Annotated in this window: 28 protein-coding genes and 2 tRNA genes; 9 read left to right on the plus strand and 21 right to left on the minus strand. The window is 38.4% G+C overall.

Annotated elements, in window-relative coordinates:
• Positions 1-206: 206 nt before the first annotated feature.
• The 10 genes from GVV22_RS03450 to GVV22_RS03495 form a co-directional block, all read right to left on the minus strand.
• Positions 207-282, minus strand: a tRNA-Glu gene (locus GVV22_RS03450).
• A 6-nt stretch (positions 283-288) separates the two neighbouring features.
• A tRNA-Asn gene (locus tag GVV22_RS03455) sits at positions 289-364 on the minus strand.
• A gap of 114 nt (positions 365-478) precedes the next feature.
• Positions 479-1,657, minus strand: coding sequence for an O-antigen ligase family protein (locus GVV22_RS03460; protein ID WP_159648773.1), 1,179 nt, complete (start codon positions 1,655-1,657; stop codon positions 479-481).
• Positions 1,658-1,718: 61 nt separating this feature from the next.
• Positions 1,719-2,396 (minus strand): hypothetical protein, encoded by a 678-nt coding sequence (locus GVV22_RS03465; protein WP_159648774.1) that lies wholly within the window; start codon positions 2,394-2,396, stop codon positions 1,719-1,721.
• Positions 2,397-2,435: 39 nt separating this feature from the next.
• Complete coding sequence (gene gatB, locus GVV22_RS03470) at positions 2,436-3,854, minus strand: Asp-tRNA(Asn)/Glu-tRNA(Gln) amidotransferase subunit GatB (protein ID WP_159648775.1); 1,419 nt, start codon at positions 3,852-3,854, stop codon at positions 2,436-2,438.
• A complete protein-coding gene (locus GVV22_RS03475; protein WP_159648776.1) occupies positions 3,854-5,188 on the minus strand; it encodes an amidase family protein in 1,335 nt (444 codons plus the stop codon). Before GVV22_RS03475 ends, gatB begins: the two co-directional genes overlap by 1 nt.
• A complete protein-coding gene (locus GVV22_RS03480; RefSeq protein WP_159648777.1) occupies positions 5,188-5,484 on the minus strand; it encodes an Asp-tRNA(Asn)/Glu-tRNA(Gln) amidotransferase subunit GatC in 297 nt (98 codons plus the stop codon). The genes GVV22_RS03475 and GVV22_RS03480 overlap by 1 nt, the downstream gene beginning before the upstream one ends.
• A gap of 8 nt (positions 5,485-5,492) precedes the next feature.
• A complete protein-coding gene (locus GVV22_RS03485) occupies positions 5,493-6,632 on the minus strand; it encodes a CamS family sex pheromone protein (RefSeq protein ID WP_159648778.1) in 1,140 nt (379 codons plus the stop codon).
• Positions 6,629-8,611 carry an NAD-dependent DNA ligase LigA gene (gene ligA, locus GVV22_RS03490; RefSeq protein WP_159648779.1) on the minus strand — a complete coding sequence of 661 codons (1,983 nt, stop codon included), beginning with the start codon at positions 8,609-8,611 and terminating at the stop codon, positions 6,629-6,631. The genes GVV22_RS03485 and ligA overlap by 4 nt, the downstream gene beginning before the upstream one ends.
• Positions 8,608-10,743 carry an ATP-dependent helicase gene (locus tag GVV22_RS03495; protein ID WP_159648780.1) on the minus strand — a complete coding sequence of 712 codons (2,136 nt, stop codon included), beginning with the start codon at positions 10,741-10,743 and terminating at the stop codon, positions 8,608-8,610. Before GVV22_RS03495 ends, ligA begins: the two co-directional genes overlap by 4 nt.
• A 126-nt stretch (positions 10,744-10,869) precedes the next feature.
• Between GVV22_RS03495 and GVV22_RS03500 the strand changes: the two genes are divergently transcribed.
• Genes GVV22_RS03500 through GVV22_RS03510 form a run of 3 tightly spaced genes read left to right on the plus strand, consistent with a single transcriptional unit; the run spans position 10,870 to position 12,737 of the window.
• Entirely contained in the window at positions 10,870-11,250 is a 381-nt protein-coding gene (locus tag GVV22_RS03500) for a hypothetical protein (protein ID WP_159648781.1), read from the plus strand.
• The gene (locus tag GVV22_RS03505) at positions 11,237-12,097 is read left to right on the plus strand and encodes a class I SAM-dependent methyltransferase (RefSeq protein WP_159648782.1); all 861 of its coding nucleotides are present in this window, start codon (positions 11,237-11,239) and stop codon (positions 12,095-12,097) included. Before GVV22_RS03500 ends, GVV22_RS03505 begins: the two co-directional genes overlap by 14 nt.
• Positions 12,078-12,737, plus strand: coding sequence for an RluA family pseudouridine synthase (locus tag GVV22_RS03510; RefSeq protein ID WP_236261917.1), 660 nt, complete (start codon positions 12,078-12,080; stop codon positions 12,735-12,737). Before GVV22_RS03505 ends, GVV22_RS03510 begins: the two co-directional genes overlap by 20 nt.
• Here GVV22_RS03510 and GVV22_RS03515 read toward each other — a convergent pair.
• Positions 12,719-13,585: a patatin-like phospholipase family protein gene (locus tag GVV22_RS03515; protein WP_159635664.1), complete on the minus strand. Its 867-nt coding sequence runs from the start codon at positions 13,583-13,585 to the stop codon at positions 12,719-12,721. The two genes, GVV22_RS03510 and GVV22_RS03515, sit on opposite strands and share 19 nt — an antisense overlap.
• Positions 13,586-13,602: 17 nt before the next feature.
• A complete protein-coding gene (cls, locus tag GVV22_RS03520) occupies positions 13,603-15,129 on the minus strand; it encodes a cardiolipin synthase (RefSeq protein ID WP_159648783.1) in 1,527 nt (508 codons plus the stop codon).
• A 113-nt stretch (positions 15,130-15,242) separates the two neighbouring features.
• Here cls and GVV22_RS03525 point away from each other — a divergent pair, with 113 nt between their 5' ends.
• A complete protein-coding gene (locus GVV22_RS03525; protein ID WP_159635670.1) occupies positions 15,243-15,947 on the plus strand; it encodes a coenzyme F420-0:L-glutamate ligase in 705 nt (234 codons plus the stop codon).
• Here GVV22_RS03525 and GVV22_RS03530 read toward each other — a convergent pair.
• The 3 genes from GVV22_RS03530 to GVV22_RS03540 form a co-directional block, all read right to left on the minus strand.
• A complete protein-coding gene (locus GVV22_RS03530) occupies positions 15,937-16,347 on the minus strand; it encodes a GNAT family N-acetyltransferase (RefSeq protein ID WP_159648784.1) in 411 nt (136 codons plus the stop codon). The two genes, GVV22_RS03525 and GVV22_RS03530, sit on opposite strands and share 11 nt — an antisense overlap.
• A complete protein-coding gene (locus GVV22_RS03535; RefSeq protein WP_159648785.1) occupies positions 16,347-17,102 on the minus strand; it encodes a hypothetical protein in 756 nt (251 codons plus the stop codon). Before GVV22_RS03535 ends, GVV22_RS03530 begins: the two co-directional genes overlap by 1 nt.
• A gap of 109 nt (positions 17,103-17,211) precedes the next feature.
• Positions 17,212-17,412, minus strand: coding sequence for a cold-shock protein (locus GVV22_RS03540; RefSeq protein ID WP_159635679.1), 201 nt, complete (start codon positions 17,410-17,412; stop codon positions 17,212-17,214).
• 543 nt (positions 17,413-17,955) lie between these two features.
• Here GVV22_RS03540 and GVV22_RS03545 point away from each other — a divergent pair.
• Positions 17,956-18,831 carry an RluA family pseudouridine synthase gene (locus tag GVV22_RS03545; RefSeq protein ID WP_159648786.1) on the plus strand — a complete coding sequence of 292 codons (876 nt, stop codon included), beginning with the start codon at positions 17,956-17,958 and terminating at the stop codon, positions 18,829-18,831.
• A 38-nt stretch (positions 18,832-18,869) separates the two neighbouring features.
• Here GVV22_RS03545 and GVV22_RS03550 read toward each other — a convergent pair whose 3' ends face one another.
• The 5 genes from GVV22_RS03550 to GVV22_RS03570 form a co-directional block, all read right to left on the minus strand.
• Positions 18,870-19,628: a hypothetical protein gene (locus GVV22_RS03550; RefSeq protein ID WP_159648787.1), complete on the minus strand. Its 759-nt coding sequence runs from the start codon at positions 19,626-19,628 to the stop codon at positions 18,870-18,872.
• 12 nt (positions 19,629-19,640) lie between these two features.
• Positions 19,641-20,279, minus strand: coding sequence for a hypothetical protein (locus GVV22_RS03555; RefSeq protein WP_159648788.1), 639 nt, complete (start codon positions 20,277-20,279; stop codon positions 19,641-19,643).
• A gap of 62 nt (positions 20,280-20,341) precedes the next feature.
• Positions 20,342-20,899 (minus strand): signal peptidase I, encoded by a 558-nt coding sequence (locus GVV22_RS03560; protein WP_159648789.1) that lies wholly within the window; start codon positions 20,897-20,899, stop codon positions 20,342-20,344.
• The gene (locus tag GVV22_RS03565; protein ID WP_159648790.1) at positions 20,877-21,743 is read right to left on the minus strand and encodes a hypothetical protein; all 867 of its coding nucleotides are present in this window, start codon (positions 21,741-21,743) and stop codon (positions 20,877-20,879) included. The genes GVV22_RS03560 and GVV22_RS03565 overlap by 23 nt, the downstream gene beginning before the upstream one ends.
• Positions 21,744-21,753: 10 nt before the next feature.
• Positions 21,754-22,344, minus strand: a complete 591-nt coding sequence (locus GVV22_RS03570) for a hypothetical protein (protein WP_159648791.1) — start codon at positions 22,342-22,344, stop codon at positions 21,754-21,756.
• Positions 22,345-22,701: 357 nt separating this feature from the next.
• Here GVV22_RS03570 and GVV22_RS03575 point away from each other — a divergent pair, with 357 nt between their 5' ends.
• Complete coding sequence (locus tag GVV22_RS03575) at positions 22,702-23,523, plus strand: purine-nucleoside phosphorylase (protein ID WP_159648792.1); 822 nt, start codon at positions 22,702-22,704, stop codon at positions 23,521-23,523.
• Between the two features lie 72 nt (positions 23,524-23,595).
• Here the strand turns inward: GVV22_RS03575 and GVV22_RS03580 are convergent, their stop codons facing one another.
• A complete protein-coding gene (locus GVV22_RS03580; RefSeq protein ID WP_159648793.1) occupies positions 23,596-24,033 on the minus strand; it encodes a Dps family protein in 438 nt (145 codons plus the stop codon).
• 111 nt (positions 24,034-24,144) lie between these two features.
• Between GVV22_RS03580 and GVV22_RS03585 the strand changes: the two genes are divergently transcribed.
• From GVV22_RS03585 to GVV22_RS03595, 3 genes are all read left to right on the plus strand, one after another.
• Positions 24,145-24,636 carry a methylated-DNA--[protein]-cysteine S-methyltransferase gene (locus tag GVV22_RS03585; protein WP_159648794.1) on the plus strand — a complete coding sequence of 164 codons (492 nt, stop codon included), beginning with the start codon at positions 24,145-24,147 and terminating at the stop codon, positions 24,634-24,636.
• Entirely contained in the window at positions 24,620-25,030 is a 411-nt protein-coding gene (msrB, locus tag GVV22_RS03590) for a peptide-methionine (R)-S-oxide reductase MsrB (protein ID WP_159648795.1), read from the plus strand. Before GVV22_RS03585 ends, msrB begins: the two co-directional genes overlap by 17 nt.
• A 74-nt stretch (positions 25,031-25,104) precedes the next feature.
• Positions 25,105-26,127 carry a M42 family metallopeptidase gene (locus tag GVV22_RS03595; RefSeq protein ID WP_159648796.1) on the plus strand — a complete coding sequence of 341 codons (1,023 nt, stop codon included), beginning with the start codon at positions 25,105-25,107 and terminating at the stop codon, positions 26,125-26,127.
• Positions 26,128-26,152 lie beyond the last annotated feature (25 nt).

Here is a 26,152-nt window from a genome sequence, read left to right on the forward strand (position 1 = left end):
TTTTAAGGATAAATTTTTAAACGTATTATCATCATTAGGTATTCTGCACTTTTTTAACATTATAGTCGCTGTTAACTACTGCATTTGTGTGGTATATATCGATTTTTTTATGACTGATTTTTCATACGCTAACGTCTCGACCATCAATTCGAAAGTGTCAAAATATAAAAAAAAGCAACATTCGGAATGTTGCGTTAATCACACTTTGGTGACCCGTACGGGATTCGAACCCGTGAATGCATGCGTGAAAGGCATGTGAGTTAACCGTTTCTCCAACGGGCCAATAAATGGCGCTTGTTGCAGGACTCGAACCTGCGACCCACTGGTTAACAGCCAGTTGCTCTACCGACTGAGCTAAACAAGCACTGCTTAGTGCTTATAAAATATACCATACAAGATATCGGAACGCAAGCCTTTTCTTTAAATAAATATTTATTATCTTTTGGAATAGAAAATACGGCTATTTAAAGCCGTATTCTTAGAATTTATTGCGATTCGGAATGCAGAAAACAACCGCAAATAGTAAGATTGTTTGAATGTAATATATCGGGATATCGAAGACACCGTAAACTAAAAATGCCACGAGTAAAGAGATTGCGAGTGGATAGTCTAAATAGTATGCATTGTTATAGACATCAACTGCTCTTTCTATAATAAACAACGTTAAGATACCCGTTCCTACAATACCAAGACTCAATAAGCTTTCGATAAAGATATTATGGGCATGAGTATTGTCAAACAACAAAGCATATGAAAATAGACCGCGACCCCACCATGGTTCTTTAATAATGGCATCCATTGCATTATCCCAAATATGGAAGCGAATGGACGAATGGTCAGCGACTTCCATGAACCGAGGAAAAATGGAAGGGTTGTTCATAATAAAGATCCCGACGATGCAGCCAATAAACACCAGAATTTTGAGTTGTGTCCATTTTCTTTGTACCAAAATAACCCCTACGAGCCCCACTGCGAGACCTAAGAGGATGGATCGAGTTCCGGTTAGGAATAATGCGTATGTATTGATCAGGAATGCTCCAGCATAAAAGAGGAGCAACTTATAGTTTTTAAATGTAAGTTGAAATTGAATTTGGTTAAAGCAAACTAATAGAACAATTAGCAAAATGAAAGCATAGAAGTTGGGATTATCAAATGTTGAATAAGCACGATAGTAACCCTCTCCATAAGGAGGAAGTTGCCACGCTGGCATATGGCCAACATTAAACCATGCCATTACCTTCGTCGCAAAGTCCGAAAACCATTGCGGACGGTACTGAATAAATATAAAGAAAAAGTTAAACAGTGAACTCCACACAATATAGTATTGCATCTTCATGTAGTTACGCGGCGTTATGCGCCGTTTAACCGCACCGACATACGCAATTATGTAAAGCATAAATATTGCTGCTAGAAGCCCCAAAACGTTGTTGTTAACATAAGCTACGACGATTAGGTAAGCAACCAGTGGCCAAATGAAACTTTTAAAACTAATGTCTTTAAATTTCACCCATTCATATGCAACATATGCTCCCAAGACAATGAGACTTGGATACATAACATAGTTCGGTAAGAACAACACAAAAATCAAGAGGAATAATAAATTCTCTTGAAATTGTTGATTTAATCTTTTACCAATTGTCATTATGTCTATCATCATAGTTATTTTACCACAAGAAAAAGTGACAACTATAACAATAGTGTCACTTCATGCTATTCAATTATTCTGTTCCTTCTTCTGAAGGTACATCATTACCAGATTCTATATCAGTAGCAGCTTCTTTTTGTTCGCCTTCTTTTGATTCAGACTCTCTTAGTTTTTCTACAAATTCTGGCGCTGTTGCTTCACTTACAAGTTTTCCAACCGGTGACTCTTGTTGGGATGATTTTGAGTAAATATAGTAGACAAAGTTTGGTCTTTGTTCTTCTGTTGGTTTGACCATATTGTAGACATTAATTTCAATATCATACATTTTTTTGGAATCGGAAGCTGTGAAATAGTCTCCCACAGGCAGTGTTGCTACGGTAGTTTCATAGACTTGATTTGCAATTGATGCAATAGCATCTTTGTCAGTACTTTCCGCAACTTTAACGTTGATACGTACTGTTGCAGTCTCGAGTTCATATTTTACACTTTCAGCGACACCTAATGCTTCAACATTTTTCTGTATCGTTTCAAGGGCAGTAGTTTCAATAGCTGGCGTTAAATCACCATCAAAGCGATTTCCAATAATTGGTTCCCCGCGTACTCCCGTTGCTGATAGGATTGTATATCCGAGAAATACTGTTGGAATTGCAATAAGCACAAGGCACACTATGATTGCATAGAATGACCAGTCATGTTTCTTTTTAGTTTTATTTTTTGGTTGTTTAATTTTTGGATCTTGTTTTTGAGACATCATGATCCTCCTTATTATTTAATATAAATTGTATACGATTTATATTTTCTGCGCAAGCACACGTAATACAAGTTCATTGGTTAAGCGTGGATTTGCTTGTCCTTTAGAAAGTTTCATAACTTGGCCAACGACAAATTTAATTGACTTATCAAGCCCATTTTTAAAGTCTTCAATAACTTGTGGATTTGCTTCCAGTACAGATTCAATCCAAGCTTCAATAGCGCCTTCATCGTTGACTTGAACCATTCCGGATTTCTTAATAACTTCTTTTGGAGATTCTCCTTCAACCATTTTTGCAAAGACGTCTTTTGCTTGTTTTGATGAAATAGTATTGGAATGAATCGCTTCTATAAAGTCATTAAAGTATGCAGGTTTAATCCATGATTCTAAGCTTTGTTCGCCTTTTTTATCAAAGACGGCAAGGATATCTTGTGTTAACCAGTTAACAATTAATTTTGCTTGTGAATTTAAAGCACTGACTGTATCAAAATAATCGGCAACTTCTTGATTACGAACAAGAACGGTTGCATCATACATACTTAATCCTAAATCATTGTGGTATCGCATGACACGCGCAACAGGTAGTTCAATACTTTCTTGATTGAGCATAGCTTCTGGAATACGGATTGGCGCGATATTCGGTTCGGTAAAGTAACGGTAATCGACAGCACTTTCTTTGGTACGCATTCCGACTGTTGCTTGTTGTTTTTCATCAAAACGACGTGTCTCAGTCACGACTTTGTCACCACTTTCGATCACATTTCTTTGACGTTCAATTTCAAACTCTATGGATTTTTGAACGTTACTGATAGAGTTCAGGTTCTTAATTTCAACTTTAGTTCCAAACGCTTCTTGACCTTCTGGTCGGATTGAAATATTCACATCACAACGAAGTGATCCTTCATCCATACGACCATCCGAAATTCCTAAATAAATTACTAAAAGGCGTAGTGCATCAACATAGGCTGCTGCTTGTTCTCCAGTACGGAAATCTGCCTCAGTAACGATTTCGAGTAGCGGTGTCCCTGCACGGTTAAAGTCAATTAGAGTATTTTCACCTTCATGGAATTGCTTAGCTGTATCCTCTTCCATATGGAGTCGATTAATTCGCACCGTCATAATCTCTTCGTTTACCAAAATATTAAACAATCCGTTTTGTCCGAGTGGGTAGAATTGTTGCGTAATTTGGAAACCTTTCGGCAAATCAGAATAAAAATAGTTTTTGCGGTCAAAGCGAACCAAATCATCAATTTCGCAATTAAGCGCCTGAGCTAACTTAACGCCATATTCAACCGCCCGTTTATTAACTTGTGGTAACGTTCCAGGCATGCTCAAATCAATTTCATTGATTGCTGTATTTGGTTTTAAACCATAGCCTAAAGGAGCTCCTGAGAACATTTTAGATTGTGTCTTGAGTTCACAGTGAATCTCAATACCGATAACTGCTTCGTAATTCATTAGAATGCCCCTTTCCAGTTAATGAGTGATTCAAATGCATTTGCATAAGCAAACATCGTTGCTTCTGCAAATGGTTTGGTGCTGATGTTAATACCAATTGGCATCGCATCAACTAATGCCAATGGCATTGTCATACTTGGGTAACCACTAAAGTTGTTGATGACCATGTGGTTTTCTGAGATAAGTGATTGTTCTGATTTTTCATCAAGGAATGGACCTTCAATTTTCGGTGCAATTTGTGTTGACGCAAGGGCAACAACTACATCCACATCTTCAAAGAATTTTGCATAAGCATCCACGATAACACGTCGTACACGTTTGGCTTGATTAAACACTTCTTCTTGATTTTTATCATCGAGTGCATATGCACCAAAAACAAAGCGTCGTTTAATGGTCTCACTGAACCCCAATGTACGCGTACGTTTCATAATTTCTTCGAGAGAATCACCTTCTTGTGCGACGCCATAACGAACACCGTCAAGGTCAGCATGATTCGCAACAGCTTCAGAGTTTGAAATAATCGAGTAGACTGGAAGTACAGCGCGTAAAAGTGTTTCATCCATTTTTTTGTCAACTAAGATAGCACCTTTTGCTTCAAGCTGGTTGGTGAATTGTTGGAAAGACTTTTTAATTTCACCTTCAGGCATGTAATCCTGGATTGATGAGAAAATACCAATTCGCTTGCCTTCAAGATTCATGTCTAATAATTCTGAATATGCTGGTACTGGTTCAAATGAACTCGTCATATCTTTATTATCACGACCAGCAAGAACTTCAAGCATTAATGCTGCATCTTTTACTGATTGTGTAAAATAACCAACATGATCCAATGAAGAGGCATACGGAATGACACCATATCGAGAAATTCGTCCGTAAGTTGGCTTGACTCCAACCGCTCCTACGAAGGCCGCTGGTTTACGAATGCTATCTCCTGTATCAGACCCTAATGCAACACGGACTGCTTTCGCTCCAACAAGCGCTGCGCTCCCTCCAGATGATCCACCAGAAATCCGTGATGTATCGTAAGGGTTACTTACGGGTCCTGTAATGGCACTTAAATTTGTACCACCCATTCCCAATTCATCCATTGATGTTTTAGCGACAATATTAGCCCCTGAGGCTAACAGAAGGTCCGTAACATGTGCGTTATAAATAGATTTATGATTGCTCAACAGCTGGCAACTTGCAGTTGTCAACGTTCCTATCATATTAAAGTTGTCTTTGAGAGCAATATCCCATCCTACGAGTTTTCCTTCTGATGCAGGTTGGTGTTCGACATAACTTACAATTGCATTTAGTGATTCATTTGCTTTTTTTAGAGTATCAATTGACATTATTTATTAACCACCTTAACTATTTCAAAATAATCGCCTGCTGTTCGTGGCGCATTTTCGAATGCTAATTCTTGCGAAATAACATGTGTTGGCTCGTCTTCACGAAACCAACTTGTTTCTATTTCAAATGGATAAGACATTGCTTCCACACCTGATGTATCGATGTTTTGCAATACTGAAATTTGATTCAAGAATGTTTTTGATATTTCTTCGATATGTGTAATTTCTTGGGGTTGGAGCTCAAGCATCAGATCGGATGCTAATTTTTCGATAAGCTCTTTGTTTAGTTTTTCCATGTTACCTCCTATATAACAGTTATGACTGGATTACTTCCCGGTTGATAGTTAATGACTGCACGTGTATTTTGAAAAAGTTTTATATTAACTACAACGGGTACTTGATTTGATTCAATGCTACTAATTAACGTGCTAACATATTGGGTTAGTCCATGAAATTCGAGCTGTGTTTTTGCACCCATCGTTATTTCAATGACATATTTTTTTACTTCATTATCAACTACAAATGCTTGACCAACCACACCTACAGATTCATCAGCGATAAAACCTTGTACACGTCGTTTGAAGATTTGGAAGTTACTACTTGATTGAGGGAGTTGCTGAGTTGCAAGTGTAGAACCCATGTACATCCAACGTTCGTTATTCGCGGTCAATGTTGGAATCGTCTTCGCATTATCGTAGTATGCATGGCCAATAAAATGACCTGGTAAGTATCGTCCATTCAATGTATCATCGACACTGTCCTGAACGTAAAACCCAATCATCATTGGCATTGTCTCCATACCTGGGATCTTACGCATGTACGACTCCAATCGAGGACTGATAATGTCATTTGCTATTTGGAAGAGTGACTCATCCGTAATTGCTTGAGTTAGTCCCGTTTCACGATTAACTATCTGGTTACGATCTAATACAACACCGAGACTAATACCGTTAAGTTCCGCTTTGTCTTTGTTTTTATAAAAGTTCATTTCATAAATACTGTGAACAAACATTGGATTAGGAATGGTTACAGTTTTTGTCACGATTCCTTTTTCATCTTTCACTTTTTCAAGGTATGGTTCGGAACCATCACTTGGCGAGTTTAGAGAGTATGGATAATCATCACTTCGACGATTAATGAGGTGCTGATAGTGCTCTTGTGTAATAATACTTCCCTCAGCAATATAATAAGTGCTTGGAGAAAAATACTCTTTCGACAACTCTTGCAAACGTGATCCAATCTCTATCGTATCAATTTCGCGCATCGCTGTAGCATAGCCTTGACGTAAAGGCGAAGATGAGTACGGAGTAATGATTGAGTACTCACCTTTCCCAGCACTTACGATTTGCGTTGTCTCGGTGGTTTCATTCGTTGGTGTTTTGGAACCTTGAATACAGCCAGTAAGAACCAATAGTGCTAATATTATTGTAAGTATTTTTTTCATGATGTTTCCACCTCCCTTATAAAGCGTGCTTCATCCCATGTCTCCACATTAAGTTGTTGGGCTTTCTCTAATTTTGAACCTGCACTTTCACCGTAGACTACCACGTCAGTTTTCGCACTTACACTGCCACTGACGCTACCGCCTTGTGATTCAATTATTTTTTTAGCATCTGTTCGTCCCATTGTTTGGAGCGTTCCGGTTAAGACGAATTTCTTTCCACTAAATTTCGATGATACGACTGTATTTGCGAAATCCGCTCTTAAGCCATAAGACAATAAATTGGCAACAAGTTGCTGATTCTCTTCTAATGAAAAGTATGTTGCAACAGATTGTGCAATAACCACACCAATCTCAGGAATACTTTGCAATGTTTCAACGTCTGCTTGGATTATATTTTCAATAGTTTTAAAATGTGCAGCTAGTACTGCTGATGTTTTTGCTCCAACATGACGAATTCCTAATCCAAAGAGCCATTTTTCTAACGAATTTTGTTTACTATCTTCAATTGCTTTTAAGAGTTTTTCAACACTTTTCTCACCCATTTTATCAAGGGTACCTAATGCTTCTTTATGATTTTTTAGTGTATAAATGTCCGGAATTGTTTGGAGTAGTCCTGCATCATGAAGTTGATAGACTCTTTTTTCCCCAAGGGTATCAATATTCATTGCTTCACGTGAGGCGAAATGTACCAATGCTTCTGCAATTTTAGCTGGGCACTCCGAATTCACACAGTAATGATCAGCTTCTCCATCAAATCGAACCAAAACTTCGCCACATACTGGACAATGTTTGGGGAATTCATAAGGGACTGCTGATACACTGCGATTAGAAACATCCACACTGACGATCTCAGGAATAATTTCACCAGCCTTTCGAACACTAACGGTGTCGTTTATTCGAATATCTTTATTTTTGATATAGTCTTCATTGTGCAATGTTGCATAGCTAACAAGGGACCCAGATATTTGTACTGGTGTGAGCTGCGCATTGGGGGTTATTTTTCCTGTTCGACCAACCGTTACAAAAATATCTTCAACGGTACTTTTTACTTCTTCTGCTTTAAACTTGTAGGCTGTCGCAAAGCGTGGTGTTCTAACTGTAAATCCAAGAGCTTCTTGAATTGCGAACTGATTTACTTTAACAACTACACCATCGATATCATATCCAAAGGTATCACGATTCTGTTCAATTTCCTGAATGCGTGCATACACTGATTCAATCGTATCGAATTTTTTCACTTCTGGATTAACTTTGAAACCTATTTTTTTCAAGTAATCTAACGCATCCGATTGGCTCAAAATCCCAAGTTCTTCTGCATTGACTAAGGTATACCAAAATCCATCAAGACCCCGTTCACGAACTGTTTTCGGATTTAATTGTCGAATGGTTCCTGCAGCCGCGTTACGACAATTGGCAAAAACATCTTCCCCCTGTTCGAGACGGCTTTGATTAACACGGGTAAATGACGATACCGGCATAAACACCTCGCCACGAACCGTCACATCAACGTCTTCATTAAGTCGAAGCGGAATTGAGTCAATGACACGAATATTAGCAGTCACATCTTCACCAACACGACCATCACCGCGGGTAACACCTTGAACAAGTTGTCCATCTTCATAATCAATAGACATCGCAAGTCCATCAATTTTCAATTCTACAATGTATTCTACATTTGGAAATTGTGTTCGTATGCGTTGATCAAAAACTCCCAAATCTTCAAACGAAAATGCATTTCCTAATGAATACATCGGAAAACGATGTGTAATCTTATTGAATCCTTGAGCAATTACACCACCCACTTTTTGTGTGGGAGAGTTCGGATCAAAGAACTCTGGATGTTCTTGTTCAAGAATCTGAAGTTTTTGAAACAATTGATCATATTCAACGTCCGAGATGGTCGGTGCATCGAGTGCATGATATTCATAGTTATACTGATGTAATTGTTTACGGAGTGTTTCGATTTCTTCTCTTATCATGACATACTCTCTTTCCGGCGTATTCCTTTAAATTTACGTGATAATGTTTTGGTTCCATGTGGGAAGTTAAACGCAACGCGAATAGTATCATCTTCCACACGAATCACGATCCCTTCACCAAAATCATCATGAATGACGACATCAGCTTTCTTAAAATTATTTGTGCGTGTTGCACGGACTTCTTCTTCAAATGTTGCAAGCGATGTTTGTGCCTCTTCCCGCATAACACTTGAATTGAATGGATTCGAAGGTTGATCCAGCAATCCCATTTCTTGAATAAATCGCGACGGTTTACCATAGCCACCTGATACAAAGCTATAGCCAATGTTATTTGTTACATAAAGTCGTTCTTTAGCGCGCGTAATCGCAACATACATCAAACGTCGTTCTTCCTGAATTCCGCCACTACCTTCTTGTATACTATTTTTATTGGGAAAAATGTTATCGGCAACACCCATAATGATGACATTATCAAACTCTAATCCTTTTGCGGCATGGACAGTCATCAAACGAACATAGTCACCTTCGACTACTGTTTCACGATCACCATAAAGACTAACCATTTGGATGTAGGCCTCAAGTGACCCTTCATCATGGTTCTTTTCGAATGCCATCGCATCCGACACAAGTTCCTTTAGGTTCTCGATACGTTCCATTTCCTGTAGTTTTTCAAAATGTGACACAAGACCACTTTCTTTTAAGACATATTGCAGCACATATTCAATTGAATTTTCAGATGCTACAAGTTTAAAATCTTGAATCATTGCAACATACTTTCTTATTTTGGGATTTGCGAGACCGTTTTGGACATCATATTCCATACTTTCGTACATCGTCATCCCACGCTCTTGTGCTTGATCAAAAATGCCGTCTAACGTCTTATCACCAATACCACGGCGTGGAATTGCAATACTACGACGTAATGCGAGATCATCACCATGCGTAATCATTCGTAAATAGCTCATCATATCCTTAACTTCTGCATGATCATAGAAGCGAAGTCCACCATAAATCACATAGGGGATATGGCGTGCCATTAACGCTTTCTCAAGTGACCTAGATAGGTAATTCGATCGATATAAAACTGCAGTATCTAGGTAATTGCCGCTCTCATCGTGAAGTGTTTCTATTTGGCGTGCAACCCAGTATGCTTCTGATTCCGGATCATCCATACTATGGTACTCAACATCAAATTCACTTTCTTTGTTCGCAAACAAATCTTTCTTTGGTCGATCTTTGTTGTTTTCAATCAACTGATTGGCTTTATTTAAAATATGTTGCGTCGAACGGTAGTTTTGATTTAGGACAATCGTCTCACTCTGGGTATATTTCTTTTCAAAGTTTACGATAAAATCAACATTTGCACCCCGCCACGTATAAATGGTCTGGTCAGGGTCTCCTACAACATATAATTCATTATCATCACCAACAAGACTGTCAATAATCCCATATTGAATATGATCCACATCTTGGAACTCATCCACAAGAATGACACGGAAACGGCGTTGCCATTTATCACGTACGACTTCATTCTCTTTAAGTAGTTTATTAACAACTAAAAGGAGATCATCAAAATCTAATGCGTAGAGTGCTTTAAGACGCTTAACATAGAAATCATAGACATTCGCTTTTTTAGTCTCATGATAATTCGATCCTGCAAGCATCATCGCTTGATGGACGCTGACATTCGCAATCTTATTAGCTGAAATATATGACAATACTTCGCGAGGATTCAGTTCCTTGCGATCATAATCAAAAAGACGATATGCTTCACGCAAAATCGATTGTTGGTCAGATGTATCAATGATTGTAAAACTGCGGACAAGCTCAACAGCTTCGTAATCTTCTCTTAAAATCCGAACACACAAAGAGTGAATGGTTGATGTATGCACCCGGATTGCATCCGAGTCCATTCGCTCCATTCTTTCTTTCATTTCATTCGCAGCTTTATTCGTAAAAGTAATTGCACAAATCTTCGATGGATAGTATCCAAGGTCTTTGATAAGATGCACGATTCGAGTTGTCAGGACGCGAGTCTTCCCACTTCCTGCTCCAGCTATAACGCGGACGTATTTATTGCGGGTTAAAACCGCTTGTTTTTGTTCATTGTTTAATCCTTGTATGTAATCCATTTTATCACCGTTATTATTATAGCATAGTCACTCCCTTTACTCTGTGAGATTTATTCGAGTTTTCGCGCAATAAATTGCGTCGTTACTACGCATGCCTTATAATGTCTAGTATATAAGCGAGGACCTATGACTAATTATACAACCATTACAAATATAGTAACTTTATTGAACGAAACTGAAATGATGATTCCAGGTTTGCTAGTTGATCCCACTACATCCATTGACTCGAACTTTTTAAATACATTGGACAGCGTAACATTGCTTGTCCCACGCCGCTTTCAAAGCATGATGTTAACGGGATGGATGGAACGTCAGGGTTACATGTTAAACGATATATCGACGTATACTTTTAATGTTGATGGTACAAGAATATCTTTTGAGACATTTGAACACTTTGACCCAAACTTTGAAGCAAACGAATTAAATCACGAAATTTTCTTGATGGAAAATGCTGTTTTTTACCCGTTCCCAAACAGCACTACGGAGGTTCCAAATGCGCATCAGTAACCGATGGCAAGACTTTGAAGTAATCGACGCCGGAAACGGTATGAAAACAGAACGCTATAAAGACATCGTTGTCCGTCGGCCTGACCCGGTTGCGATATGGAAACCAGTTGCTCCATCTATGGGTGTTGATGCCTTTTTCGACACTGAGTGGCGTTTCAACAAAACACTCCCTGAGTCATGGACCCTTACATACGGTGACATGCGTCTAAAAGTAAGACCCACTTCTTTTAAACACACCGGCGTTTTTCCAGAACAGGCTGTTAATTGGGATTGGATGCGCAACGTTATTCAATCCAGTTCTCAAGAAGTTCGTATCTTAAATTTATTTGGCTACACTGGTGCGGCAACCATTGCATGTGCTATGGAACCAAACGTCACTGAAGTCGTCCACATTGACGCCCTCAAATCATTGAATGAATGGACACGTGAGAATATTAGTTTGAATCAACTTGATCATAAAATGATTCGAACAATTACCGAAGATGTCATGAAATTTTTAAACCGAGAAAAACGCCGCGGTCGTACCTATCATGGAATTATCATGGATCCGCCAAGCTTTGGACGTGGCCCCAAAGGTGAACGTTGGAAAATTAAAGATCAATTAGCGCCCTTACTTCAATCTGCTGTTGAACTTTTAGATAAAGAAGCGTTATTTCTAAGTGTTAATACCTATACAACTGATCTAAAACCAGAAACCGTGCGACATAGTCTCGATGCGGTCTTACAAAGTGCTGGGTTCCCAACGACAACACATAGCGATGAAATTGGATTACCGATAACAACAATGGACCAAACGCTATTTGCAGGTGTAACGACAAGGTGGTGTTATGATGAAAATCTTTTATGAGGATAATCACATTATTGTTGTTGAGAAAAAACCAAATCAACCAACACAAGAAGATGCATCCAACGACTATGATCTTCTTTCTGAAGTACGTGACTATATCAAAGTTACCTACAATAAACCCGGAAATGTTTTTGTTGGCCTTGTTCACCGATTAGATCGCCCTGTTGGTGGGGTCATGGTTTTTGCCAAAACATCCAAGGCCGCAAGTCGTTTAAGTGACCAAGTTCGCACACACAAACTTGATAAAATCTATACCGCCGTCATTCAAGGCGCTCTTGAGCCACAAACACTACGTGATTATATGCTAAAAAATCGTAAAACAAATATGTCGCGTGTCGTATCCAAAAATACACCCGAAGCAAAATACGCTGAGTTAGTTATCCTAAATAGTTTTTACAATGCTGAACACAATTTATCAACCGTCAATGTATCATTAATTACGGGACGATCACATCAAATTCGCGTACAATTTTCATCGCGCAACCATCCATTGTGGGGTGACGCCCGCTACAATCCCGAAGCAAAGGCTGGACAACAAATTGCCTTATGGGCAACAACGTTAACGTTTGACCATCCAACAACAAAAGAACGTATGACTTTTGAAAGTCATACGCCCGATCGTTACCCTTTTACACTTTGATAAAAACTGATTATTTCATCACGTCGCGCGTCACAGTCACGATGTGCAATTTCAAATAGATTCTCAAATTGGTCTTTTGACCCCTTAAAGCGCCCTATTCCTAACTCTTCTGTTGGGTACATATAGAGTGCTTTTTCTTCGTCTACAAGTGAATCAATAAGCTTCCGTTCGCGATAGTATACATCAACACGATCTGAAAAGTCATTCACTAATTTCGGATATTTACGGTAGATGATTTTTAACATACTACTTGACACAAAACCCTGTGGCTTACGGACATAGTCTTTCGACTTTGTCGTTACAATCATATGTTTCACACAACCTGCATCGATACTTCGTTGAACAGGAATCATCGTCGTGATTCCTCCGTCCATATAGTCTCGACCCTCAATAGATACACGACGACCAACAATTGGTAATGTACACGCAGCTTGGATATAACGAGGATGCTTCGCAATCTCATATTTGTCTTTCCAAACAGTTTGCTCACCTTCAATATCATAGACACCAATTTCAATATCACCAGGAATCGTGTCAATACTTTCCAATGGGTAATCAAGTTTTCGTGTAACTGCATCATACAAGAACTCATAACCAACGATTGTGCGTTCTTTCATCAAGGGTTTTACCCCCACATTTCGTGTATCTGCAGCAACATCAATAGCAGCTTGCTTAAGGGTTTCCGGTTTATCCAAAACATACATCCCAGCATACAAGGCTCCGGACGATATCCCTACTACATAATCAAAATGCAAATCATTTTTCAACAGCCAGTTTAAAACCCCAGCGGTATACGCACCACGCATGCCGCCTCCTTCAAGAACTAAGCCAATTTTATCCTTTGTCATACTTTCAACCTTTTCTTTTACATAAGTCCGCTAAAGACGCGAACAACCGACCTAAAAACACGTACAATGAATGGTGTTTCTAGTGCTTCTTCTAGTGTAATTTCAATACAGTGATTATTGATTGTATCAATTGAGTCTTCATAACATTTTGTCACTGTTTCACTATCCATAAATAGAATACTACATTCGTAGTGCAAATAGTAACTTCGATAATCCATATTTGTTGTTCCAATCATTGCAATCTCATCATCAACAACAACTGTTTTTGAGTGAACAAATCCTGGTTCATATTCAAAAATACGAACCCCATGCTCAAGTAAATCTTGATAATTTGATTTCGTCACTTGATTCACGACTACTTTATCAGGAATATGTGGTACAACTATTCGTACGTCAACACCTGATCGTGCAGCCATCTTCAATGCCATAACCATTTCATATCCAATAATAAGATATGGTGTCTGAATATAGATGTAGCGACGGGCATTATTGATCATATACATATGAGCATCCAAGCCCATATCTACATCATCTGTTGGTGCGTCGCCAAATGGTAGCACATACCCTACATTTTCCTCAAGTCGAGGGAAGGTATATTGAAAATCCAACGGATCTTCAATGCGCTCCGAATAGTATCGCCAAAATTGGAGAAACATCATTGTCAAAGAGTGAACAGCATCACCTTCAATCATAACTGCAGTATCTTTCCAATGTCCAAATTTACTACCAATATTTATGTATTCATCCGCAAGGTTCATGCCACCAACAATCCCCACACGACCATCCACCACGCATATTTTACGGTGATTTCGGTTGTTCATTTGAATTGCCAATTGCGCGATTAGCGGGTTAAAGGCAATTGCTTGAATACCTGCGTCATCACATTGTTGTTGCAAATCTTTAAAAAGTGCACAACCCCAATCATCATACATCAACCGTACATCAACGCCTTCTGCGACCTTATCGCGCAGTATTTCATAGATTGATTGCCACATCAAACCATCTTTAATAATAAAATACTCTAAGAAGATGTATGATTTAGCACTTCTTAACGCTTCTTTCATTGCTTCAAATTTCACTTCACCAGACTCCAAATATACGGACTTTGTATTCGTATAAAGTGGGTAGTTTGTTGTGTTCACAATGTAGCGCAACATTCGATTCCAGTGCGGGTTTTTTGCTTCTGCATTATTCATTATGACTTCATAATCCAAATCTAAGAACGAATTTTCAGAATAAGCATCTGTAATCTTTTCTCGTAGTTTGCGCGGTACCTTCTTTCCTCCAAACGACAAGTAAAGAACTGCCCCAATTGGTGGAAAGACGAGAATCACAATCGTCCATGCCAAACGATATACTGGATTATCATTCCGATTAATAACATAAATAACCAACAGAACCGCCAAGAACATTAAGATTGAGTAAATCGTTGCATAGTTTAGCGATAAATTCCATACTAAATACAGGAGTAACCATAGTTCCGCAACAACGATGATCCCCACGACAAATATTTTATTTGTAATTATACGTAATAGTGTCTTCATATCCACCTCACTTGAGGAAATTATACTTGATTGCGCTTGATTATTGCAAGTTATCACTTGCTTATGACCCTTTGAGTCGCTATGATTATAAAGTACAGAAGGGAAGCATTTGTATGACTATAAAAGCGAATGAAAATAAAGCATTAACCGTATGCGTTAATGGACAAGAATATGAGCGTTTACCAATTAAAACCAAGTTGGTAATGCCAAATGATAAGATTGATGCTGTTGTGGGTGAGTTCGCAACACCATTCCTTCAAGATGGCGATATTTTATTTGTAACTGAGAAAATTGTTGCTATTACGCAAGGTCGCGCGTATCCTATTAAGGATGTGAAACCACGTAAACTTGCATACACTCTTTCAAACTATGTAACAAAAACACCGCACGGAATTGGTTTGGGTATGCCTGAAACCATGGAGATGGCATTGCGCGAATGTGGAACACCACGCATCATTTTTGCCGCTGGTGTTGCTGCAATTACAAAAGTTTTTGGACGTAAAGGTGATTTCTACCGCGTTGCTGGTTACAAAGCGCGATCAATTGATGGTCCCACATCACATACAATTCCACCATACAATGAATATGTTGTCCTAGGACCTGAACGTCCAAACGAAGTTGCCAAAGAACTAAAAGCACTTTTCGATAAGGACATTGATGTCATTGTTGTTGATATTAATGATTTAGGCGGAAATATTCTTGGATCAAGCAATTCTGCAATTGACCTGGACCAAATGGTTAAAATATTAAAAGATAATCCCCTTGGGCAACAGTCGCAATCGACACCCTTAGGAATTATCCGTAAAGTTAAAGCTTAACAGTATATATTTCTTTTTGTGTTTCGCCCATGTGGTATAACTCGTGGTCTGTATCCACATCCACCGTTTCCACATAAGTGCCACTCAATCGTCTAATAATTTTCTGCGATGCTATATTATCCGGATTGCATGTAAGAATAACTTCATGTACATCCGGTTTTTTTATTGCCAAAATATCAAAGAGAGCGAGCGTTGCCTGATAAGCAAGATTCTTTCCACGGTAAGGGGGGTAAATCACATATCCAATATTACCGTAGAAACGAAGATCGCGCCCTGTTTCATTCCGAAATTCACATCGGCCAACGAAGCGTGACATTTCAGGAACGAAAATATCATACAAGAACGTTTCGACGCCTTGATGATCATATTCATCTGTGATATCAATTAACTCGATTTTCATCATGCCTTCTTGACGAATAACTCTTGGTACAGTTTATATCCAACGAAAGCCGCAAATGCGAATCTTAAGATTTCGGTTACGATTGGCATGTTTAGATTAAACAACAAGCCAGTAATTGCAACGTTAATAAAGACGAGTACAAGGGCAATTGCTGCATTAGGCAAGAGTTTATCTTCGCGTACCCCACGAATGATTAATGCAAATCCTGCTGTATAAATGATGTACTCATAAATTCGGGATAGTAATATGTTTGCGTAATAGAAGTTAGGATTATTAACAACTTCGTTCACCAGATTCGCAACCTGTTCTGGTGTAAATGATGGGTTTAAGACGGTCGCAGCGGTTCCTTTATTAATCGCAAAACCAAACATAAAGATATTTGTAAGTGTACTTAAAGTAGATGCAACAAAGAAAATCATCAATCCAAAAGAGAGATGGGTTGTTGTCCACTTGGTAAATTTAAATTTCTTATATGCAATTGGGACAACAATAATGGAAGCAAGCGTGAATGCAACTGCACTCATTATTCCCCAGATCATGCCATATTGCGGCCCAAATGTCATTTTGGTGATGTCCCCAACTGGTATTTGAGCAACCGCAAAAATAATGTTCATAAGGAAGTAACTCAATACTCCCCACATAACGCCTTTAACTATTGTTTCTTCTTTTCTCATTTTAATGTAGTATCCCAGTAACCAGCCTAACAATGCAAGAATACTGAAACCTAGAATTACAAATTTTAGTGGTGATACCATAATTTCCTCCAATATTTACTACTAGATATTATAATCTAAATTCTGATAGAATGCGACTTTCTGTCCATTAAAAAACAGTAACCGAAGTTACTGTTTTTGGCTAAACTAATTAGATAGCTCTAACGTTTGCTGCTTGCTCTCCGCGTGGACCTTCAACGACATCAAAGCTAACTTCTTGACCTTCTTCTAAAGATTTGTATCCGTCTGCTTCGATTGCTGAATAATGAACGAAAACGTCTTGCCCACCTTCGATAGTAATGAATCCGTAACCCTTCTCAGCGTTAAAGAATTTCACTTTCCCTGTACTCATGCTAGTACCTCCTATCAGAAATAAGTTGTACTCAAACGTAAATTTCAAACTATGGTAAACAGTTTTTAACACACATTGAGTTCCTACGATATAATTCTTACAAATTACAATCATATTCTTATTACAATTTGATATTATCATCATTATAGAAGTGTGTCAATCCATTTTCAGATTTGTGAAGCGTTTTCAAATCCAATCCATTAATCATCAAAATACATACTTTTTATTTAGGTGTATTTTTCATAGATATGCACTTTTAAAGCTCTTGATACCACTTACCGTCATTTTGAAAACCTGTTTCATCATTGATGAATTTTACTGTGTTTTTCACAAGCAAACGGTTAGATTATGACCACCCCAGTCCGTGTATCTTGAAAAGTCAAGAAAAAATTTTTTTAAATAATTGTACCGTTCAAACACTATCAAATTTGTAGCCTGAATAAATCATCCTTCCCAAAAGAGTATTTAGTACTTTATATATAATAAGGATACTATCTATTTAAGGTGTTTTCTGTCATAATGAAAGACGAAATGAGGTAATTTATGAAACATACAATTAAAGTAGTCCGCGATGGTGAAGTTTTAGATACAGTTTTGAGCGCTGATCTAGCATACAGCCGGTCAAAAATTAAATCATTACTAAAACACGAATGTATATCAATCGACAATGAGGTCACAACACAGTTTGATGACCCTGTTTATGTAGGACAAACGATCACAATTGTCTCACATAATCAACAACGCGATACGCCACTACAGATCTTGTATGAAGATAATGAAATTCTTGTCATCGACAAACCTTATAAACTCTTAACAGTTGCAACGAATAAGAATGAAGAACTAACCGCTTATCGGCTTGCAAGTGATTATGTCAAAACACAAAATTCTAAGAACAGGATCTTTGTTGTCCACCGCCTCGATCAGGATACGTCTGGCGTTCTAATGTTTGCAAAAAATGAGCGTGTCAAGAAAATGTACCAAGATGATTGGAATGGAGCGGTTCTTGACCGCACTTATATCGCGATTGTCGAAGGTCGTGTTCAAAAAGAACACGATACAATCAAATCTTTCCTTCGTGAAAACAAAACAACACACATGTATTCAACAACTACTGGGCAAGAAGCCATCACACACTACAGTGTCATCCGTAGGAGCGAAAAATTTTCACTTCTCAAAGTCCAACTCGATACAGGCCGTAAAAATCAAATTCGCGTGCATATGTTGGATATTGGTCACCCAATTATTGGCGATCGTAAGTACGATGCGAAAACCAACCCTATCAAACGTATGGGATTGCATGCTTATCGAATGATTTTGAAACACCCAAAATCGGGTAAAGTCATGGAATTCATCTCACCCTTACCACCGAAATTTAAACGCCTTACGCGTGTCACGGAACAACAAATCGAATCCATCTAATAAAAAAGTGTTGACCTTCAGATATGGTCAACACTTTTTTAGGTTACTTTTTTCCAGATACGGGCATCATCACCAGGTGCTACAACACCCTTGTTTTTATAGTTATCAGCCGTAAGTAGTGTATATGTAGCATCACTATAACGCACGGAAACCACTTCCCCCAGTAAGGCTTTCGTATACAAGGCATTTTCCACATACTCAACATGATTCATCGGTGTCCAACCAACATCCATTCCAGGGACATGACCCTGTTTGTATTTCTGATTTGCAATGTACACAACGTTCTCAAAATACACTACAGATTGTCCATCAAACGGGTTCTTAGGAATTACTTGGGTCTTAGTATACTTTCGATTCGAAAATGTAAGGTACGACGCAACCTGTTGTGCATTGAACAATCCATTTTTATAGAAATATGCTATGTCTCCAGATACTGTATATCCTTCGTTTGGATGATTTTGGGGATTAAACGATCCCAAATTACTGTTATAAACGGACATGACTTTGTGATTATACCAGGCTAGTTCATACGATTTCGTTTCATCTATATCTTGCTTAATAAGATAGTAAAAGCCCTGATCATCTTGTACGATAGTACCTGCGGCATATCTATTTCCCGGGACATATTTGGGGATGGAATTTCCAAAAGGCGATGAAAAATCACCAATGCGCATTGAAATTTTCAATTCTTTTTGGGTTTGTACAACTTCAAATGTGTCCCACATGGCTTTGATACCCACCGTCATTGTGATCAAAATAACGATCATGAACAATGGCGTGTATTTTTTTACATTCATAGTTGGGACTCCTTATTGTGGCGTTACCGTGATGGTAATGTCAAACGCTATCGTAGATTCCTTTATAAAGTCATAATGCTCTTTCGTTGGCGGCATCCCCAGCTGAAAATCATGCTTAAATGATTGGGAATTTCCATCGCCCAAGTAAATGTCACGAGTTGCACCAAATGAAATTTCATTTACCCAATTCGGGTCTGCTGTATCGCGATTTGCTGTGATAGGTGTTCCCGAAAAGAGAATAAGATTGAGATAGGACTCATCATCTCGCTTTTCTGTGATTCCATCGATATTTTTTTCAAACCGAAAATTACTATAAATGACTTGTAGCGTTCCTGGATGACCCGTCGCAAAATCTGTTCCATCTTCTTCCCAGGATACTGAGTATCCTGTTTCCAATGTATCAACCGACTTTCCCTCAACGGCTTTTCCTTTTGGAACAAGTGGTAGCTCTGTATTTTTAAATATATTTAAATCGTCAATTTGTGTCGATACGGTTACCGTATCGCCGCTTCCAATTTTCATTGTATTTGTCTGTGTTACTTCTGATGGTGGTGATACAATTCCATCAAACCAGTAACTCCACGTAAAACCTGTTAACAATAACGCTAAAACAGATAGTGAAATTAAAGCAATTAACTTTTCGCGTTTCATTACTTCCCCTCAATGATTCTTCTATTTGTTAATTAGTCTCGACTCAGATACCAAAAAACGACTTAAACACGCAATGTGTCTAAATCATCTTTTGGGGAATCTTCATCTTTTTCATAGTAGACATGTACTATGGTCAATACAATTGCAGTTAATGCAACCAAGAGAATTGGCACCGCATTGTTGTAAAGTGGGATGAGCAGATGACCTACTTTAGGTATGGTCATAACAACTTTTCCACGAATTTGATTACCGTGAATTGTCCAGGTATCCATCGTTTCACTTACATTTGGTTTTGTTCTGTAGTTATTTCCATCAATTTCCGCAATATAATGTGTAACCAGCTCGAGTGTGCCGTCTCCATCAATATCGATATCAAAAGTAATAATATCATCTACCTTTAAGGTCTCAGGAGCTACTCTTTTAACAACAATTAAATCATTTACATTGATCACAGGTGTCATACTGTCGCTGATAACCACATAAGAACTATGTTTAACGACGTGCGACATTACGTTTGGAAAAAAGCGTATTGCACCAATTAACAACGCTAAAATAGCGATGATAAGGTAGAATGCGATAGATCCTACCTCACGTCGTTTAGTGGTTTCTTTTTTGTTCATACGTTTCTCCACTTTGTAACGCCCAAACTGTTTCATTTTCACCTGGTTTGATGTATTCACCAGTTTGAGGGTCTTTGTTGCTTTTCGCTCGCAGTTGATAAACAATATTTTTTCCGTTTTCATTCATCACAACAGATACGGGGTATCCTTTGTATTTTACATACAGATAGTTTTCATTAAAAACTGGATCATTTAATGAAGTCCATCCTTTTGATTCACCAGGAACTGGTCGACTCGAGCCATCATAGTCTTGATTCGTGATGTAAAGCTTATCTTTGTACCACACAACTTGATTCTTCCCTTTAAATTTGGGATTTATATATGCCTGGGGATTGTTGCGATTCAATGCAACAGCTGCATATCCAGTTCTATAGCGTTTGGTAGCATCAAAGAGGTAGGTTGTAATATCTTCATGCATTATACGTTTTCCATCTTCAAATCGACTGATATGGTAGTCATCGAAGGTGTAAAAACCATGTAAATATCTGTTCGATACGTTATCGGGAACCGAGTCAGATAATATTCTGAAGGGGGATACGTCGTCAGGGTTCCGTGATGGTTCACGGTGAATTCCTGATTCGACTGGATTAACAACCACATAAATATCGCCTCGTGATTCGAATAATTCACCGATACGGTATTTACGATTTAAATCGTAATCTTTTAAGAGATCATAATCCTTCGTTAGTGTCATGATACCGAGGTAATCATGAATTGTAACAGAGCATTCTACAGTATTACTTGTTGAGTTAACGCCATATGATTGCCAATAACTATACGTTTTAGTAGATACAATCAAGCATCCTAAGATGCTTAGAATCACTATCGACACTCGTGCAATCATCCAATAGCACCTATAACGGAGTTACTGATAAGCGCACTTTAACTTTAATAGTCTTGTTTGCAATTGCTTCGTATTCTGATTTATTTTTAGGTTCATTCATAGTTACTGATAATCCAATTGGAGTAGCTGTTGAATCATTCAAAGTAATTGTTGGCATCGTTTTGTCAAATGTTGGTTTGATGAGTGATGTTGCAATCTTGTTGTCAGTATGGTTAACGTCGATTCCATCAATAGAAACACCGAGAATTTCAGCCTTGATTGTTCCCTGTGCACCTGATGCAATTTCTTTACCGATTTGATTTTCAGTCCATGTTGCATTAATTGTTAGCGCAGCCTTGGAACTAAAAGTTGAGCGTTCGCCTTCGGATAGTTTGTTATAAATATTAGCAGGAATCAATGGTTTCGTTGTTGATCCGGGAGCAATCGTTAACGTTGTTTCGACTTCTTGGTTCTTAGCCGCTCCTAATACAACTGTGTTTTCGCCATTTTCAGTTAGGTGGGGTTTGATCGTACCAGCATTCCAGTATGACCATGTGTATCCTGTTAATAACAGTGCCAGTAAGATTAAGACGCTAATACTTACTTTCTTTGAATTCTTCATTAAAATAATGTCTCCTTTTTTTCATACCTACCAATACTACCACCGTAAGTTGTTTATTTCAACTTATTTTCACAATTTCACTAACATTAGCCATATATTTAATATTATCTTCATGTTTATGTATAAAACGAAAGATTATATTGCTCAAAGTGAAATAAAGATGAAAAAACCTTACCCCTTTTTGGTCCTGATACTTCGTATTATATCTGTCAACTTCGCTCATTGCAATCAATTTGTCTTATTTGGTCGATATTGGATTGTGAAAAATTCCCCTGTCTTCGTTATTTTTACTGTCTTTTTTCACAAAAATAGTCTTTTCTTTGTGATATGGTTATAATAAAGAAAAAGGAGACACTTATGTTCTATAATCAAATCAATGAATCTACTGCATTTATTCAACAGATTACTGCGACCAAACCCCGAATTGGGATTATTCTTGGAAGTGGTCTTGGAAGTCTAGTCGATGAAATGGAGGTTCACCATACTATTTCATATGCTGACATCCCCCATTTTCCGCAGTCTCACCTAGTCGGTCATGCCGGTAACCTTGTTTTCGGAACCATCGGTTCTCAAGAACTTGTCGTCATGCAAGGACGTTTCCACGCTTATGAAGGTTTCCCAATGAAAGAAGTAACCTATCCAATTTATGTTATGAAAGCACTCGGAATCGAGAGTCTCATTATCACTAATGCATGTGGTGGCATTAATCCAACTTTTAAGCCTAGTGATTTGATGATTATTGATGATTTCATCAATGGTGTATCAACAAACCCACTTGTCGGACCCAACGATGATCGTCTAGGACCACGCTTTCCTGACATGTCTGAACCATACAGTTCAAAACTGCGTGATCACGCACGTCATACCGCGCACGATCTTAATATAGAGTATAAAGAAGGAATCTATACATTCTTCCAAGGCCCTTACTATGAAACACGAGCTGAAATCCGCATGTACGGTAAACTTGGGAGTGATGCAATTGGTATGTCAACCGTTCCTGAGACAATTGTTGCAAACTATCTTGGCTTAGACGTATTAGGAATCTCTGTAATTACTAATATGGCCACTGGCCTTCGAACTGGCAAACACTCTCACGATGAGGTTGTTGCCATTGCTAACAAAGCAAGTCTTGATTTATGCAAATGGGTCACGCAGATGCTTAACACTTGGGACTTTTAGTTTTATTCACTATAAAGGGCAATACCATCGTCGGTATTGCCCTTTTGTCACTATTTATAATTATTTGTGATCTTACTTAATGTAAGATTTCATCATCCACAATGATTTTCCTAAATCTTGGGAAATCGCCGTAAAATGATCTGCAGTCCCTGGATCTTCATTTTCTTCTGCAAGTTTGATGACACGAAGCGCTTGATTGTTTAATGATTCAAAATCAACAATCAAATGTTTAATACCTTCAATTGCCGTAATATCATGATCTCCAAGTTCTTTAATGCTTGTACGATCAAGAATTGCTTTATAGCTACCTAGTGGACGTGACCCAATAACCAGTAAACGCTCAGCTACAGTATCAATTCTTTCTTCTGCTTCATCATAGAATTCGTCCATTTGTTTATGCATTGGGAAAAATCCTTCACCAACCATAAACCAGTGGATATTGTGAATCTTCATACCGACCACAATTTGGTCTGCCAAAAATGTGCTAACTGCTTCATATAAATTATTCATATCAAATCCTCCTATACCTAAAGTATACGCCTTTCTTTGTGATAAGAAAATGAAAGTAACTTTAAACGCTTCAGTTTCGACTTATGCTATAATTTCTTTAGAGGTGAAACCATGAAATATACATCATTTGAATGTCTAGGTACTACATTTTATATTGTTAAAGATGATCTAGGTGTGCGCTATTTCGGAAATAGTTATGCGGATTTCCAAAAGTATGCTCCTACAGCAGTCGAGGACTCTCAAGCATTCAAACTTGAAGTGGATGAATTATCTCGTTATCAAGCAGGTACTTTAGACACTTTCTCGTGGAAACTTGCGCCACAGGGTACGGAATTTCAAAAATCGGTGTGGCAAATTTTAAATACCATCCCTTACGGCGTGACATGGTCCTATTCCGACGTTGCCATTGCATTGGGTGATGTTAAGAAAGTTCGTGCTGTCGGAACTGCTATTGGAAAGAACCCAATCATGATTGTTACGCCATGCCATCGCGTCATTGGAAAAGATGGAGGATTGCACGGATTTACAGGAGGACTCGATCTAAAAGTAAAATTATTGGATATTGAATCCAAGGAGGAACGGGACTATGGATCTCAAGGATAAACTAACTCCCATTCAGTTTGAAGTAACACAAAACAGTGCTACAGAACGTCCATTTACTGGAGAGTATGATGATTTTTATGAACGCGGAATTTACGTTGATATCGTGAGTGGTGAAGTACTCTTCTCATCAAAAGATAAGTACGATGCTGGATGTGGGTGGCCATCATTCACAAAACCCATTCAGAAAGTTCATGAAATAGAGGACTTTACGCACAACATGCACCGTATTGAAGTGCGTTCTCTCAATGCTGATTCGCATTTGGGTCACGTTTTCAACGATGGACCACGTGAACAGGGTGGTTTACGATATTGTATTAACTCTGCAGCATTGCGATTCATCCCAAAAGAGGACATGGAAGCCGAAGGATATGGCGACTACTTAAAATTTATTTAGGAGGGTAACCTCCTTTTTTGTGGCTTGCTACTGCAACAATTCAAGCCTATAATAAGTTGTAAAGGAGATTATATATGAACACAATTATCGAAGATTTAGTTACTTTATTAAACATTAAAAGCCCTACTGGACATACAGAAGCTGCAATTCAATTTGTTGCATCAAAATTTGAAACAATGGGTTTGACGACACGACGCACAAATAAAGGTGCTTTAATCGCTACATTACCTGGAATTGATGATGATGCGCATATCACGCTATCCGCTCACGTTGACACATTGGGTGCTCAAGTAAAAGAAATTACTGCGGATGGAAGTCTAAAATTAACACAAATTGGTGGTTATGCCTGGACGACGATTGAAGGAGAACATGTTACAATTGAGACTTTGGATGCATCTTTTTATACAGGTAGTATTATCACAACCGTTGCATCATCACATGTTCATGGTGCCAAAACAAATGCAACAGAACGAAACGAAAATACACTTATCGTACGCATTGACGAAAAAGTCTTTACCAAACAAGATGTCTTAGATTTAGGCATTCGTGTCGGTGATTTTGTTCACCTTGACCCACGAACAGTCGTAAGCCCTTCAGGCTTTATTAAATCGCGTCACTTGGATGACAAGGCGTGTGTCGTTTCTCTATTTGGAATGGCTGCTTATTTCATCGAAAATAATATCAAGCCTGCTCACACAACCCATTTCTTTATTTCAAACTATGAGGAAGTCGGTCATGGTGCATCTGCCGCAATTCCTGAAAAAACTGTAGAGTTTATAGCGGTTGATATGGCAGCTCCTGGTTCTGGGCAAACATCTGATGAGTACTCTGTCACCATTTGTGCCAAAGATAGCTCAGGCCCATACGATTACGAATTGAAGAAACGTCTTGTTACTCTGGCTCAAGAAAATAAAATTCCGTTCAATATTGATATTTATCCATTTTACGGATCAGACGGCTCAGCAGCATTACGGGCTGGTCATGATATCCGTGTTGGGTTAATGGGTCCTGGCGTCGATGCTTCGCATAGCTTTGAGCGCACCCATGAAGATGCGATTCAAGCAACTATTGATTTAGGAATTGCTTACTTAAAATAATAGTAAAAAACCACATTTCGCGTCA

It is taken from the genome of Erysipelothrix aquatica (assembly GCF_009828825.1).
GTDB classification, from domain to species: domain Bacteria; phylum Bacillota_I; class Bacilli_A; order Erysipelotrichales; family Erysipelotrichaceae; genus Erysipelothrix; species Erysipelothrix aquatica_A.